Consider the following 14,704-nt stretch of genomic DNA (forward strand, 5'->3'; position numbering starts at 1 on the left):
CCTCGACACCCCGCTCGACACCGCCTGAAGCAGGTCGCCGACCAGCGACGTCGAGGCTGGAGGGGCAATCTCATCCTCGTCGCACAGCACCGCAGGCTGATCACCAATCGCACCGCACAACCGTGCGAAGACGGACCTCACACCTCACTTGGGCGACAGGAGCTCACGCAAGCTTCGGCCACAGCTCTCAACTGCCGGACAGGCGCTTGGTGTTCGCGCTTGTGCGAACCGTATACCCGCGGATCCGCCTGTGATGGACGTCGAAGACTGGGGCAAGCGGCGCTCGGCCACGTGCCGCGCGCCCGAGAAACGGAGGTTCCACACCGACTGGATCGCTGTCCCTTCTCACGTCAGGCGGCTTGTCCGTCTCTTACGTCAGCCGGTTTGTCCGTCCAGGATTCGGCGGGCCTTGCGCTCGACCAGGACGGGCACATGGGCCCTGATCTGCAGGGCGCTGAAGGATTCGCGGGCTTCGGCGACCGCGGTCTCGATCTCGTCCGGTGTACGGCGGTCGCCGTAGATGGCCTTGAGCTGCTCGGTGAGGCGTCGGATGGCGGCGTCCTCGTCCAGGTCAATCGACACGGCTCCCCCTGATGTCAGGGCTCTTGGTCTTCCTCGGAGGTCCGAGACATGGACATTACGGTGGCTCTGACGTCGTTCAGCGGCCCCTCGATATTGGCCACTTGGCCCCACCTGCCCGAAGAACGTTGCGTGACGTCTCGAAGCGGCCCCACTACTGCTCACCTACGGTGGTGACCACGCGGTGGGGCCACCGCGGACCGTCATCGATCACGTGTCGGCGCCATCGATGGCCAATTCGATGGGGCCGATTGCCGACGTCGAAGCAGGTGTGCCGATGTCGACGCCGAGGAAAGCAGTTCCGGTGGTGTACCGGATGTTGCGAGAGCGCCGGATGCCGCGCGAGGCAGCGGGGCCTCTGCCACATGGCCCGACCACCGCGCGACCCCTGGACGGCCCCTGAAACGCTCGGCACGTCGATTTCGGCCAGGAACCATCAATCCCGGGCCGTCACGCATCAGCCGTCCCACCTGAAGACATTTCCGCAGGACATGATCACGAAAGCGACCGCCACCAGCAGCGAAGAATCCGCTGGTCAGTCCCCGCCCCTGGCAGCCGACCACCGCCACCCAGTGCCTCTTCAGCGGCTCATCGGCCCGACTGCTCGCCGCGCCACCCCCATCCGCAAGGCGAACCAGCACGCGACCTCACACCACCCTGACCAGCGGCAACACGCTCAACAGCCTGAAAGGGTGCGGATTCGACCCGGATTCGCCCCGAGGGCCCCCAGACTCCCAAATGAACAGTAGTTGACCTGCAGTGATGCTGATTCTTGCCGTTGTACCGAGCATCTGCCGACAGAGGAGTATCACAATTGAAACCAAGTGGACATTATAGGGCGACTAACGCCACGCTGTGAGTCGTCGCACTCGCCGTCGCCGCCTCCGGCTCCCCCGAGCGCGAACCGAATAACCGCACCACGCGGCACCCCACTCTGGCGACCAGGGATTGACAGAACAAGGCTCTGACCAGCCTCTTTACAGAAGTTCTTCCGCCTGACAGAAGCCGTCTTGCCGAGCCGATACAAGCCTCACGACCCTGATTCCAACCACGGCACGCGGGGCGAGGACGCCCCGCCGACAGGGACGGGAACTGCCATGCCGCACATCACCGCTTTTGCCAGGAACCAGTGGTACAGCTAGCGCAACTTTCTGACCTGCGCTTATGTGGGGGCGATGAGGCTGTGACCTGCTAGGACGGGTTGCAGAGGCGTTCGGAGGCAGTCAGAGGAAATCACTCTGATTCGACCCCGGTTCGACCCGGGTCGCTCGGAGGCAGTCAGAGGCATCAGCCTCTGCAACAGGCCTCTGGGAGACCTGAGTTGACCGGTGTGGATCACGGGTGGGCGACTCTGGCGGGGCTCTGTTTCGACCTCGGTCGAGCTGCGATGGGGACGCCTGCCTCCGCTCGGGGCCGGGCTTACAAGGGCCTCCAGGACGGCCATCCTGGGGACCTTGCCGGCGCCGACGGAGGTCGGTTCCGGATGCCGCCCGTGGTTTTAGCGGGCCTGGGTGGCGTCCACGTCTTTGCGAGACGACCCCACCGTGCCAGACAGCACCCATCACGCCCCCTCCCGACGAAACGCATCCCCATTCCACGGCGGCCTCGGCCACACCCAACTGCCGTCGGCCGCAACCGATCTCATTCTGCTCGGTGACCTCACCGGTCGCTACGCCACCGGCAGTTACAGCCGACTCTCCTCCGACCGTCGGAGCGTGATCCTGCGCGGGGACCGCCAGGGCGCGGCCGAGCACGGGCACCGGATCACCGCGGCCATCGCCTGCCACGTCGCCCGCTCCGGCGGCAGCATCGACCAGCTCACGCAGTTCCTGCTGCACCCCGACCACGAAGGCGGACGGCACACCCGGCACATCGCGCTGCGCTCCGGGCAGATCCGCGCCCTCGACTACATCCGCCGGGTCTGGGCCAGCGCCTCGACCGCAGTCGACACCACCTTGGCGCTGGGATCCCGGCACGACGCGTACGAGGTGCTCGCCGCGCTACGGGACCGCATCGAGACCACGCCCTGGCGCGGAGAGCGGGGTCGGACCGCGCTGCGGGTGCTGCGGGCGCACCTGAACTTCGCCGAGATCGCGGGCGGACTCCTGCACCACGCCAGTGAGCGGCAGACCGCCGAGGAAGCCGGGATCTCCCGCACGACGCTGCGTGTCGTCTACGAGGCGGTCCTGAAGCCGGGAGGCTGGCTGCGGCGTCTGCGGGTGGGGCACGGCCGGGAGGGCTCGACTTGGTACCTGGGCGACGGCGATATCCCCGGTCGCGGTGGTCCGGCTGTGCTGTCTCGTTTCCGGTCCACTCAGTTCCCCCCCGACCCGGCACTTGAGGAGTGGACCACCCCTGAGACGGCCACGACGGCCGACATCGACTCCACCGTCCTCGCACGTCTGATGGGCCACGACGCCTTCACCCACCACGGCCTCGGCAGCGCCGCCCTCGTGATCATCAGCGCCCTGCACCAGCGCCCCCACCAGAGCGTCAGCGAGCTCGTCGGTACGTCCTCGGTCTCCCGCGCCACCACCTACCGGACCCTCAAACGTCTCGCCGACCACGGTCTCGTTCAGCACACAGGAGAGACCTGGACCCTCGCGCTACGCGCTCTGGAAGGCTTCGGTGACAGCCTCCCGGACACGGACACCGGCCACACCGCAGCGCTGGCACAGGGCTGGGACCACATCGCCGAGCAACACGGCACCAGCGGCGTCGCTGCCCAGCGCAAGGCCCTGCACACGGCCGAGCGCGCGGCCTACCAGCAGGCACTGGACCGGCTTGCGGAACACCGCAGCAGGGCTCTCGTCATCGTCCGCGACGGCCACTCAGTCCTGGTCCCAACGCCGCGCCCCGACGAGATCCCGCCCACGTGGCACACCCCCGACGGGCGCGTCATCGACCCGCTCACAGGACATCCGGCCGCCGACTTGCGGGTCGCCACCGACGGCCGCCTGATCCTCATCACCCCATCCGACCAGCGCAGTTACGACGAGCTGGCCGCCGCCCATGCCGAAGCCCTCAGCGAATGGGAGTCCGTCGCATGAACCCAGAACCCCCGGCCACCTCCGACGCGAGCGAGGAAGTGACACCCCAAGCCCTGCGCCAGCAGTACGAGTCCGGTGCCACGGTCGACGAACTCGTCACCGCCAGCGGCCTGTCCTACGGCACCGTCCTCAACCGGCTGCACGACGCCGGAACCGTCATGCGCACCTCCTGGCAGACCCGCCGGATGCGCCAGGATCCACAAGCGCGCCAGCGTCTCGCGGCCCGTCTGCGCACCCTCTACGAGCAGCACGGCGCAACCCTCACCGAACTCGCCACGGCGGCCGGAGAGACGCGGCGTGCTGCCCGGCGCCTGCTGATCGAAGCCGGCGGCACCGTACGCACCACCCAGCAGTCGCAGCGGATGCGCGCGACAGCCCGGGCCGCCGAACGGTACAAGGTCGCGCTGTCCCTGCGGGCCCGATACGAGGCCGGAGCAACAGTGCCGAAACTCGCCAGGGAGCACAGCTACTCCGTCGCCACCGTGTACCGGCTCCTGCACCAAGCGGGCACCCGCATGCGGCCCCAGCACCACCACGGACCGGCCCACGCTCTGAGGAAGCAGCCATGAGACTCCACGTCCTCGTGGGTGTTGCCCACCCTGCCTGGCAGATCAAGAAGGCGGCCGTGTGCCATTCCGGCTGCCACAGGGCAGCACGGGCGCCCCCGTCGTCGGCCGCTCGCCGATGCGCGCGCCAAACAACACCCCTTCCCGTTTCAGGAGATCAAGCACACGTGAACGAGAACACCCGCCACAAGACCCTGGCCGCGGCCACAGAACACGTCTGGGACGCGTTCGTGATCGTCGTCGGCATGCTCAAGGGCGGCACCGGCAAGCCCACCTCCGCCTGGTTCATCGCCCTCTACTACGCCGTCGTCCTCGGCCTGCCCACACTGCTGCTGGACGCCGACGCCACCAGCCAGTCCGCCTACGACTGGTTCAAGGTCGCCCAGGCCGCCGACTTCGACATCCCCGCCAACCTGATCGTCGAGCGGTACCCGTTCGACGACATCGCCGACTACATCCGCACCAAGCGCGCCGAGTTCGGCGCGATCGTCGTCGACGCCGGCGGCGGCAGCGCCCGCATCTTCCACGAGGCCGTCACCGAGGCGAACCTGCTGCTCGTACCGGTCGCCCCCACCAAGATCGAGCGCCGCAAGCTCGTGGCCACATTCGACGAGGCCGAACGCGCCGCCGCCCGCAACACCCACGGCGTCACCGCCCATGTGGTCATGGTCAAGGCCGACGACCGCACCAGCCTGCCCAGCCGGGCGAAGGACCAGCTCCTCGACCCCGCCGAGGGCGAGGGCATCGGCCCGGACCGCGACGAGGCCTTCCCGCTCGCCGAGACCGCCATCCACTCCTGGGTGCACTACATGGAGGCCTTCGGCGAGATCCCGACCGAACTGAGCGAGTACGCCAAACTCATGAAGGAGCTGACGGCAGCATGACCGAACGCATGAAGCCCCCTGCCCGCCGCACAGGCGGCCGTACCTTGGGCGGAACCAAGAAGACAGCCCCTCCCCCGGCCGCCGAGCTCACCCCCGAGCAGTACGCCGCCGAACAGGCAATCAAGCAGCGCCAAGACCGCCCCACTGCGGGCGAGCCGCAGGGTCAGCCCGCACCTTCCACCGATCCGGTCGACGGTGCGACACGAAGCCGGACCAACACGGTCCCCGAAGATCCGCCGACGTCCACCCAACCGACCATCGAGACCTCGCCGAGCGCCCCTGTCTCTGAGCCGACCGCCAGTCAGCCACCGCACCCCGCCGTCGACACGCCCGAGGCTGGGGCCGAGTCCGCTGGGATGCCAACGGAGCGACAGCTACCGCTGGGGGTGCTGGCCGTCGAGCCTGCGATACGTGCGCCCCAGCAGCCCACACAGCTGGCCGAGCACACTTCGATCAACGGGCCATCTCACATGACATCCACGGCTCCGGGTGTGGCTTCTGCCGCCGAGGTGGCCATTCGCCCTGCCGCTCCCCCGGCGGCAGGCGGTACGGCATTCCCCGTGAAGACCGACACTCCGGAGGCTCGCCAGGAACAGCACACTCGACGGCAGGAGGCGCCCAGCGAGGGTGCGCCGTACCCGCACGGCTCTGGCCGTCCCAAGGACGTTCCCGAGGTCGCCGTCGTTCTCAACCAGCGCCTCATCGCCCGCGAGAGTCTCGACTCATCGGTTCCCGCTGCCCTGAAGCTCAAGAAGCGGATCAAGCGCTTCGCGCTGGACAACGAACTCGATCACTTGCCCATCGGCGACATCGTCTCCGTCGCCCTGGACGAATGGCTCACCGCCCGCGGCTTCTGAACACCACTGCAGGGCACAAGGCGGCCGCAACCACGCCAGGGCGCGGCCGCCCCTCCTGCCGACTATTCCAATAGCCCAATAGGCGGATAGCTATCCGCCTAGAAGGACCAACCGGAGCAGCTCTCGTGCCTCAACACTCCCATCACGCGCGCCTACTGCGTGAAATCGCCGACGCGCTAGACACCGAACTCCAGCCAACCGACGACGCTCTCACGCCGCACCCGGACACGCTGGACGTCATCAGCAACCGGCACACCAAACGCCGGCAACTCAACTACGCCGTCCCCGAAGTCCTTCAACTCCAGCGACGCATCCGACGTTACAGCGCCGACCATGGCACACCTCACGGCGACATCGTCACCGTCGCCCTCGACATCTGGCTCCGCACCAAGGGCTACCCGCCCAACCTCACTCCGCCCAAGGGAGGAAGAGCAACACGCCAATAGACCTAGAGCCGGGCAAACCGTCAATAGGACATGGCTGGGGCACGGCGGTTGATCAGCGTTCTTTCGCTGCGACGGTCGTGAGGCGTGTGCCACGATGGCGGAAGCGAGCCGGGCCTCGGTGATCTGCACGACCACCATCACCCAGAACCTCCAGCGCGGCCTTGCGCAGGTCCGTGGACAGCGATGATCAACAGCCGCCCGGAGCGGCTGCCGCTCGCACGGCGGACCAGCACACGTGAGGTCCCGAGGCAGGCCGCCGGCATCGCGTTTGTCAGCGGCACCATGACCGGGTTGTCGGAGGCGAAGCCCCGCGGCGCACTGCGCGGCCGTTTCGGATTCTGTCGAACTAGGGCCGCCGCGGGAACGGTTCGTGCCACGATGGCTCTCCGCACGACGGCGCGCATACGGGGGGGCGAACGATGAAGGATGCGGAGGTCGTCGAGCTGGAACTGCCCGACGGCGGCACGCTGTTGGTACGTGCGTTGCCGGTGTGGGCCGTCGGTGACGAGATGGATCACCATGACGGTGGGCCGACGAACATCGGGCTTCGCGAGGCCCTCTCATTCACCGCGGTGAGCGCCGCGGTGCAGGGGGTGGCGACCACGGTGCAGGATGCCCTCCAGTCGGTGCGACCCGATGTGGTGGAGACCGAGTTCGGGCTCGAGTTCGCCCTGAAGGGTTCACAGCTGGTGTGCCTGCTGGTCGGCGGGGAGGCCAAGGCCACGTTGCGTGTACGCCTGGAGTGGCAGAACGGTTCGGTTTCCGGCAGCCGGTGACGCGGGTGGACACCAGTGCGCGTGAACTCCTCGATCTGCTGGGCGGTTTCGTGGTTCAGGTCAGCGGTCCAGACCTCCGCGGAGGCAGCGGCTTCTTCGCCGGCCGTGGCCTCGTCGTCACCTGCGCGCATGTCGTCGCACTGCCGGCCAGGGGTGGCAGCCGGGCGACCGCCGCGCGCGCCAGGGTGACCTGGCTGGGCGGCCACGCTGAGGGATCAGTGGTTGCGGTGCCGCCCGCCCACCGCGGCAAGGGCCTGTGGAGACCCCCGGACCTGGCGGTGATCACACTGGACGAGCCGGTGTCGGACCACCCATGGATCCGGATGGCCGAAGGGCCGCCGCGTCTGGGACAGCACCTGCACGCCGTCGGCTACAGCGCGGTCTACGAGCAGACCTCCCGGCTGGGCGTCACCGCGGTGTCGTACGAGGGGCCGCAATTCCACGGTGCCGACCAGACCGTGCTCCAGCTGAAGGACGGTGAGCTGGCCCCGGGAAAGTCGGGCGGACCGCTGCTCGACCTGGAGCGCGGTGAGGTCTGCGGGATCGTCACGACCTCCCGCCGGGAGAACCTCGACATGGGCGGCCTGGCCCTCGCCATGTCCGCGGTGCGGCACACGTTTCCTGAGCTGTGGGAAGCCAACAAGGCCCCCAGCTCGCTCGACCCCGAGCTCTGGCGGCTGCGCGCGGCGCTCCAGCCCGAGCACCAGCCGGGGACCGTACTTTCGCTGCGCGAGGAAAAAACACTACTGCATGCGGCGCAACGCTCCGGTCTGGCACCCGCCGCCTTGTACTGGCGCTCGGTCCACCGTGACTACGGCGAGTCACCCGGTCGCCTCGACAGCATGGCTGACGCGCTGAGGGAGGTTGCGGACGCCCCGGCCATGCTGAACGGGCCGCATCCCCTGCTGCTGTTCATCCGGCAGGTCACCGATGCGGCTTGTCCGCAGGACGCGGACCCTCTCACAGGTTTGCTCGACCTGGTGGCCCGGCGGCTGGGTGTGCCCGCGCCGCCTCCCACAGCCGTGCTGTCCGCGGCCGGCACCAACCGTGTCGCGGCGATCAGCGTGCACCTGGACACGCAGACCCCGGACGGCGACCACTACTTCCTGCGGGTGTGGAAGTACCCCGATGTGATGAAGGGTGAGCCCCCTTACCCGGTCCTGTGTGACGACCAGCCTCTGACGCTCGACGAGGCGCAGGAGCAGTTCCGGGCCGTGGTCCCTTCGGCCATCAGGGACCTTGCGGAGATCAGCAGTGACCTGCTCATTGAATTCGCCCTGCCGACCGCCAAGTTGAGCGCCGTCGATGTCGACACCTGGTATCTGTCCCAGGCGTGGGCGCCGGTCAGCTGGCAATACCCGGTGGTGCTGCGCGCACTGGACCGGAAACCGGAAACGTACCCGTCCTGGATCACGAGGTGGCAACGGCTGTCCCACGGCCCCCACGTCGACACGGCGATGGATTGGGTGGACTGCCGCAGGGACCTACGCCCGAAGGAGTTCTTCGCTTGGCTGCAACAGCAGCCCGATCTGTCCGTGCTGGCGCTTCCCTTCAGCCCGGACGCCACGGCGCGTCAGCATGTGCTGGAGACGGCGCTGTACGCCGGCATCCCCGTAGCCGTGTGGACACGTGCCGGCTGCTCCGTGCGGTGCCGCCTTCGCCAGGCGCCGGGCCAGGGCAGAGCACTCACTGCCGTGTCCGACGCTCCTTCCGAGGCGTGCGCCGGTTCGGCCTTTCGCGATGAATTCGCCGCGGAACTCGCCCGTAGCAGTTTCAGCGACCTGCCGAAACTAATCAGGAAGCTGCGCGTCGATGCGGCCACCGCACCCGGCCACTGCGGGGAGAAGGTCGTACTGCTGTGGGACGACGCGAAGCGCAAGCTGCCGATCGACGGCCCCGCCCTGCGGATCCCCGATGACAAGTCCCAAGGAAGGCACGCGAATTGACCGACTGGAGGATTTTCCGAGGAGACAACACGCCTCATGACGGGATCACCCAGCTCCCTCCACCGCAGTCCTGGCGAGCCTTCGACGGCGGTCCCCCCATCACATCCGCACTGCCCGAATGGTCACCCGTCGACATCAAGCGCGCCTCGTTCTACCAGGCCGACCCGGAGATTCTCGACCTCGTCAACGCAGCCCTGTACCTCCGCCGTCCCCTGCTAGTCACTGGCAAGCCTGGTGTCGGCAAGTCCACCCTGGCCCTGGCCGTCGCCCACGAACTGAGCCTGGGCCCGGTACTCCGCTGGCCCATCACCAGCCGAACCACGCTGAAAGACGGGCTCTACGCCTACGACGCCATCCGTCGCCTCCACGACGTCTCAACGGCCAGGGAACAACACGAGGCCGAAACGGACATCGGCCGCTACATCACCCTCGGCCCGCTCGGCACCGCCCTGCTGCCACGCGAGCGCCCGCGTGTCCTGCTCATCGACGAGATCGACAAGAGCGACATCGACCTCCCCAACGACCTGCTCCATGTATTCGAGGAGGGCGAGTTCACCATCCCGGAACTCGAGCGCGCCGCGCGGGGCGAACAGGCCGAAGTCAGCATGTCCACCGCCGACCGCAGCCCTGACGGCATCGTCGTGCACGATGGACGGGTGCGCTGCCGGGCCTTCCCGTTCGTCGTGCTCACCAGTAACCAGGAACGGGAGTTCCCACCGGCCTTCCTGCGCCGTTGCGTTCCCTTGCAGATCCTGCCCCCGAACCGCGACGAACTGATGGGGATAGTCGAAGCCCGGCTCGCCCCGGAGATCAGCGACGAGGCCGACGCCTTGGTGACGGAGTTCCTGCGCCGACGAGACGCAAGCGATCTGGCCACCGACCACCTGCTCAACGCCCTGTACCTCACCTTCCACGCCGCCCGCGGCGGCGGCGACCGAGAACAGCTCGCCCAACGGCTCCTTGGCCACCTACCCCCTTCAGCTACATGAATCCCGACTTCGACCGCATCCTCACCGCCCTTGAGGGAGTCGGATTCGAACTCACTGCTCGCGAGGCAGCGGAGGCGCTGTGGCTGGCCACGCACATCGCTCAGTCGGCGAGTACGAGCACACAAGGACCCGGACGCCTGCCCGCCCCCGGCAAGAGTGAACGCGCCCCGGCCCGCCGTGCACCCCGGTCGGCGCATCCGCCCACGCCCGCCACTGTGCACGCCCCCACGACCGCTGCTGCCACAGCGGTCGGCCCAAGCTCGGTTTGTGCTGTCCCCGTCCGCGTGGCCGACGCCCCGGCACTCCCCCACGAGCTCAACCTCCTACGAGCCCTGCGTCCGCTCAAGCGCCGGGTTCCCTCCCGCCACCGCGTGCTCCTCGACGAGAGCGCCACCGCTGAACGCTGCGCCGAAGAAAGGCTGTTCCTCCCCGCGACCCGTCCCGAGCCCGAACGCTGGCTCAGTCTCGCCCTGATCGTGGAGACGGGACCCACCATGGCCGTCTGGCACTCCCTTGTGAGCGAGCTGACAGCCCTGCTGCAACGCACGGGCGCTTTCCGCGACATCCGCCTCTGGCACCTGCACACCGCCTCCGACGGATCAACCGGCCTGCATCCACAGGCGATACCCACGAGCGCACTCCACAGTCCCCGAGAAATCGTCGATCCGACGGGCCGGCAGGCCATCTGGTGCATCAGCGACTGCGTATCAGCTCTCTGGCACGACGGCCGCGCCGATAGCCTCCTCGAACTGTGGGGGCAAGGCGGACCACTGGCGGTGATCCAGCCCCTCCCGCAACGGCTGTGGCGCCGCACCGGACTACGTCTGGAACAGATCCGCCTGCACACGGACGCACCCGGTCTCCCCAACTCGTATCTGCGCACAGCCTGGCCCGACAGCTCTGGTCTGATGCGTGGACCTCTGGCAGGCATGCCGGTGCCCGTCCTCGAACTCGACCCCTCGTGGCTCAGTCTCTGGACCGGCTTGATCACCGCCACCGCCCCCGGCGGAGTCCCGGCAGTCGTCACGATGACGAGCGCCACCCGTGATGCCGCCGCCGGACTCGACCGCGACACCATCTCTGCCGACGCCCCGTCCGATGAACCACTGAGCCTGGTCCGTGCCTTTCGCGCCCACGCGTCCCCTCAGGCCTACCGCCTCGCCGGCTGCCTGGCCACCGTCCGCCTCACGCTGCCCGTCATGCGGCTCGTCCAGCACGTCATGCTCCCCGAGTCCCGACCCGCCCACCTGGCCGAGGTTCTCCTCGGCGGTCTCCTCCACCGCACCCACCAGGACTCCCTCAGCCCCGAATACGACTTCGTCGACGGAGTCCGCGACGTCCTGCGCAGCACCGTGCGACACTCCGACACCCGCCGCGTGTACGAAGAGGTCTCCACCTATCTGGCAGCCCACGCCGGCGACGCCCGGGACACACAGGCCTTTGCCATGCTGCCCTCCGGCCGAGGCAGTGTCACACTGTCCACCCCCAGCCCACCCTTCGCGGAGATCACCCTGCGCGACCCCTCACTCCCCTCCCGCCCCGATCCGCACCACGAGCCATCGCCGAACGACCAGGACGCCGAGCCAGGACCGGTTCCAGCCTGGGACAAAGGCAATCCAAGACGTGTGCGCCAGTGGCTGGTCGGCAGAATCGTGGACGTGCTCCAGTCCTCCGACACGATGCGACATGGCGCCTCCCGAAACCTCTGGCGCGAGATGTTGATGGCCGAACTCGACGTGCCCGTCGAGCCTTACCGCGATGAGCCCCTGCGTGTCTGGCTGCTGAAGGTGGTAAGCACTTCCGCCGAGCAGCCGGGCGGGCTCTTTGGCGTGGTGCGGAGCCTGGAGTACGTGGAGCAGCCGTCGGTGACGGTCAACGCACTGTGGTCGCTCGTGGACGAGTGGGAGGCAGCCGAATTTTTCGACTACGCCGACCTGCAGCCGCTTCAGCCGGTCCTGCAGGCAATGGGACCCGATGGATTGACAGCAATGGCTCGGCACGCCAGCCGGTCACGGGTCCGGGAACTGCCTCCGCGGTGCGAGACCGGATGGCAGGTCTTCCTGTGGCTGGCCGGTGAAAATAGCCCGGCCAGCGAACTCCCGCCTTGCATGGCGTTCCTCGCGCTGTCCGCCGGCCGACTGGTGGCAGAGGGGCAGACGGAAGCCGCCGAACTCCTACGCCGCTTCAACCGCAGGCAAGCCATGGACCTGGGCGTGACCGACCGGCTGACGGACTGGCAACAGGCGTACGTCCCGCAGTCGGCGCCGTCCCTTGTGCCCGCTTATGTGCTCATCCAACTCGAGCCGGACCGGATCGATCCGGACCGCTACTACCTCTCGCACTGGCTCCAGTCCGACCGCGAGGGCTGGCATCCCGTGGTCGGCGAGACCGTCCACCTGGCCCAAGCGGAGCTGCCGATTGCGGTGGACCAGCTGATGGAGCGGGTCGAGGGACGGTGGGCCGATCTGCGGCAGCCGGTGATCCTCGAGTTCGTCCTGCCGTGGGAGCTGCTCAACGAGCCGGTCGAGTGGTGGTGCAAGGAGGCCGACTCCACCTACCCCGTCCCGTTGGTCCTGGACTATCCGGTGGTGCTGCGCAGCTTGGAGCGGCTGCAGCGGGCCGCCTGGCACCGTGCCTGGCACAACAAGTGGGATCAGCTGAAGGAGCGGCCGGGGGAGAACTATGCCCACTGGAGCCATCCGGAGGGCGACGACGCGTACTTCTTCCGTCTGGAGCGCGAACTCAGGGAGGACCCCCGGGCGGTCTGCCTGGTGCTCAGCGAGCCGCCCGGCGGTGATGCGGGCACCGGCCGCCGCGAGCTGCTCGCCGGGCTGCGGGCCGGTGTACCGGTCGTGATCTGGGACCGGCGAGGCCGCACGGACGACGCCTTCCGCGAAGCAGTCCACGAGATCGTGCAGGACCTCAGCCCCGACGGCCTGATGAAGCAAGTCACCAAATGGCGCCGCGAGGCCCTGGTAGCGGGTCCGGAAGAATGGGACAGACAGGTCGGCCGCCACCTGGCAGTCCTCTTCGACGATCCCGAGCGCAAGCCCGGCCCACCCGCCCCGGTCTCGTAGTCCGAGCGGAGGCGGGGCACCATCGCGGCATGTCGGCCGTCGCCAGGACCCGCGTATGACGCAGTCGTCCCGTACACGCCCTCGCCGTACAAGAAGCAGAACACCAACCCGACAGGCGGCCTTGGCCCTGGGGTACGCTCACAGCCGCCTGGTGCAGTGACCGCACCGTTCCCCGCCCTCCTCGGGCCGTTGGCCACGGCCGACACGTGTCACATAGGCGTATCAGGCGGCCTTGGGTATGTCCCAGCCATGGACCGGCCGGTCAGTCCTCGTAGCGGATGCGATGGCACAGGGCGGGGATGTCGCCCCTAGCGAGGCCCGGCATGACGGCGGGCAGGTCCTCGAACCGGCTCTCGCTGGTGATCAGGGCGTCCAGCGCGGGATCGGCGAGGAGTTCGAGGGCCAGCGCGAGCCGGTCCGCGTAGCTGCGCTGGGCGCGGGCGGGTGAGACGGTGCCGACCTGGCTGCTGCGGATGGTGAGCCGGCGGGAGTGGAAGCCCTCGCCGAGCGGCAGGGTGACCCGCCGGTCGCCGTACCAGCTCAGGTCGATCACCGTGCCCTCCGCCCTGAGCAGTTCCAGTGACCGGGCGAGGCCCTGGTCGGTGGCGCTGGCGTGCACGACCAGGTCGCAATCCACGTGCGCCTCCTCGGGGGCGGCGAACTCGACGCCGAGCGCGGCGGCGGTCGTGGCCCGGCCCGGGTCGGCGTCCACCAGCTGTACCCGGACGCCCGGGAACCGTGCCAGCAGGGCCGCCACCGAGCAGCCGACCATGCCGCCGCCGACCACCGCGATCCGGTCGCCGATCAGGGGCCCCGCGTCCCATAGGGCGTTCACGGCGGTCTCGACGGTGCCTGCGAGGACGGCACGCCCGGCGGGAACACCATCGGGCAGCGGGGTCACCGCGCTCGCGGGAACGACGTAGCGGGTCTGGTGCGGGTACAGGGAGAAGACCGTGCGGCCGCTCAGGCGGGCAGGGCCCTCCTCCACGACGCCGACGTTGAGGTAGCCGTACTTCACCGGGGCGGGGAAGTCGCCTTCCTGGAACGGTGCCCGCATCACATCCCACTGGCTGCGAGGCACCTGGCCGCGGAACACCAGTGCCTCGGTCCCGCGGCTCACACCCGACCAGAGTGTGCGCACCACGATCTCGCCCTCGCCGGGTTCCGGAAGTGTGACGTCACGTATCTCGCCCTGGTTCGGGGAGCTCAGCCAGAACGCGCGGGCGGAGCGGCTCATCGCGGTGTTCCTCCAGAGGTATCGGGGTTCTCGGGTCGACGAAACATGTCGCACCGCAGAAGGTACACACTCGGCAGGAGATCCTGAGTCCGTCCCGGGCCTCCTCCGACCGCCCCGCCTGGGGTGAGTGGTCGCACAACAAGAACATTTTCGGCCATAGCAAGTGACGAAACCCCCCGGGGCATCTACTCTTCTGCCTGAGGTGTGAGGGTGGAACGGTCGGCGGTCGCAGCTGCCGCCGTCCACCGGCAACGGGGCCGCACCTGATGGGCGACGGGTCGCGTCCCGCCGCGCCAA

Annotated in this window: 11 protein-coding genes; 9 read left to right on the forward strand and 2 right to left on the reverse strand. The window is 68.5% G+C overall.

The window, feature by feature from the left end:
* Nucleotides 1-375: 375 nt before the first annotated feature.
* A complete protein-coding gene (locus tag ABZ453_RS07995; RefSeq protein ID WP_359012711.1) occupies nt 376-582 on the reverse strand; it encodes a three-helix bundle dimerization domain-containing protein in 207 nt (68 codons plus the stop codon).
* Between the two features lie 1,541 nt (nt 583-2,123).
* Here ABZ453_RS07995 and ABZ453_RS08000 point away from each other — a divergent pair.
* From ABZ453_RS08000 to ABZ453_RS08040, 9 genes are all read left to right on the forward strand, one after another.
* Nucleotides 2,124-3,629, forward strand: coding sequence for a MarR family transcriptional regulator (locus ABZ453_RS08000; protein WP_359012713.1), 1,506 nt, complete (start codon nt 2,124-2,126; stop codon nt 3,627-3,629).
* Nucleotides 3,626-4,198, forward strand: coding sequence for a helix-turn-helix domain containing protein (locus ABZ453_RS08005; RefSeq protein WP_359012714.1), 573 nt, complete (start codon nt 3,626-3,628; stop codon nt 4,196-4,198). The genes ABZ453_RS08000 and ABZ453_RS08005 overlap by 4 nt, the downstream gene beginning before the upstream one ends.
* Before the next feature lie 164 nt (nt 4,199-4,362).
* Entirely contained in the window at nt 4,363-5,079 is a 717-nt protein-coding gene (locus tag ABZ453_RS08010; protein ID WP_359012716.1) for a ParA family protein, read from the forward strand.
* The gene (locus ABZ453_RS08015) at nt 5,076-5,936 is read left to right on the forward strand and encodes a hypothetical protein (protein ID WP_359012718.1); all 861 of its coding nucleotides are present in this window, start codon (nt 5,076-5,078) and stop codon (nt 5,934-5,936) included. The genes ABZ453_RS08010 and ABZ453_RS08015 overlap by 4 nt, the downstream gene beginning before the upstream one ends.
* A 125-nt stretch (nt 5,937-6,061) precedes the next feature.
* Nucleotides 6,062-6,382 (forward strand): hypothetical protein, encoded by a 321-nt coding sequence (locus tag ABZ453_RS08020; protein ID WP_359012720.1) that lies wholly within the window; start codon nt 6,062-6,064, stop codon nt 6,380-6,382.
* Nucleotides 6,383-6,801: 419 nt separating this feature from the next.
* Nucleotides 6,802-7,158 (forward strand): CU044_2847 family protein, encoded by a 357-nt coding sequence (locus ABZ453_RS08025; protein WP_359012722.1) that lies wholly within the window; start codon nt 6,802-6,804, stop codon nt 7,156-7,158.
* 5 nt (nt 7,159-7,163) lie between these two features.
* A complete protein-coding gene (locus ABZ453_RS08030) occupies nt 7,164-9,104 on the forward strand; it encodes a VMAP-related conflict system protein (protein WP_359012724.1) in 1,941 nt (646 codons plus the stop codon).
* On the forward strand, nt 9,101-10,093 hold the full coding sequence (locus ABZ453_RS08035; protein ID WP_359012726.1) for a MoxR family ATPase: 993 nt from the start codon (nt 9,101-9,103) through the stop codon (nt 10,091-10,093). Before ABZ453_RS08030 ends, ABZ453_RS08035 begins: the two co-directional genes overlap by 4 nt.
* Nucleotides 10,090-13,170 (forward strand): SAV_2336 N-terminal domain-related protein, encoded by a 3,081-nt coding sequence (locus ABZ453_RS08040; RefSeq protein WP_359012728.1) that lies wholly within the window; start codon nt 10,090-10,092, stop codon nt 13,168-13,170. Before ABZ453_RS08035 ends, ABZ453_RS08040 begins: the two co-directional genes overlap by 4 nt.
* A gap of 262 nt (nt 13,171-13,432) precedes the next feature.
* Here the strand turns inward: ABZ453_RS08040 and ABZ453_RS08045 are convergent, their stop codons facing one another.
* On the reverse strand, nt 13,433-14,407 hold the full coding sequence (locus ABZ453_RS08045) for a zinc-binding alcohol dehydrogenase (RefSeq protein ID WP_359012730.1): 975 nt from the start codon (nt 14,405-14,407) through the stop codon (nt 13,433-13,435).
* Nucleotides 14,408-14,704 lie beyond the last annotated feature (297 nt).

Source organism: Streptomyces sp. NPDC005799 (genome assembly GCF_040630525.1).
GTDB classification, from domain to species: Bacteria; Actinomycetota; Actinomycetes; order Streptomycetales; family Streptomycetaceae; genus Streptomyces; species Streptomyces griseorubiginosus_B.

Excerpts from the sequence above, each read along its gene's own strand:
- ABZ453_RS08005 (WP_359012714.1), top strand. The coding sequence starts at position 3,626 with ATGAACCCAGAACCCCCGGCCACCTCCGACGCGAGCGAGGAAGTGACA.
- ABZ453_RS08040 (WP_359012728.1), top strand. The coding sequence starts at position 10,090 with ATGAATCCCGACTTCGACCGCATCCTCACCGCCCTTGAGGGAGTCGGA.
- ABZ453_RS08015 (WP_359012718.1), top strand. The coding sequence starts at position 5,076 with ATGACCGAACGCATGAAGCCCCCTGCCCGCCGCACAGGCGGCCGTACC.
- ABZ453_RS08025 (WP_359012722.1), top strand. The coding sequence starts at position 6,802 with ATGAAGGATGCGGAGGTCGTCGAGCTGGAACTGCCCGACGGCGGCACG.
- ABZ453_RS08045 (WP_359012730.1), bottom strand. The coding sequence starts at position 14,407 with ATGAGCCGCTCCGCCCGCGCGTTCTGGCTGAGCTCCCCGAACCAGGGC.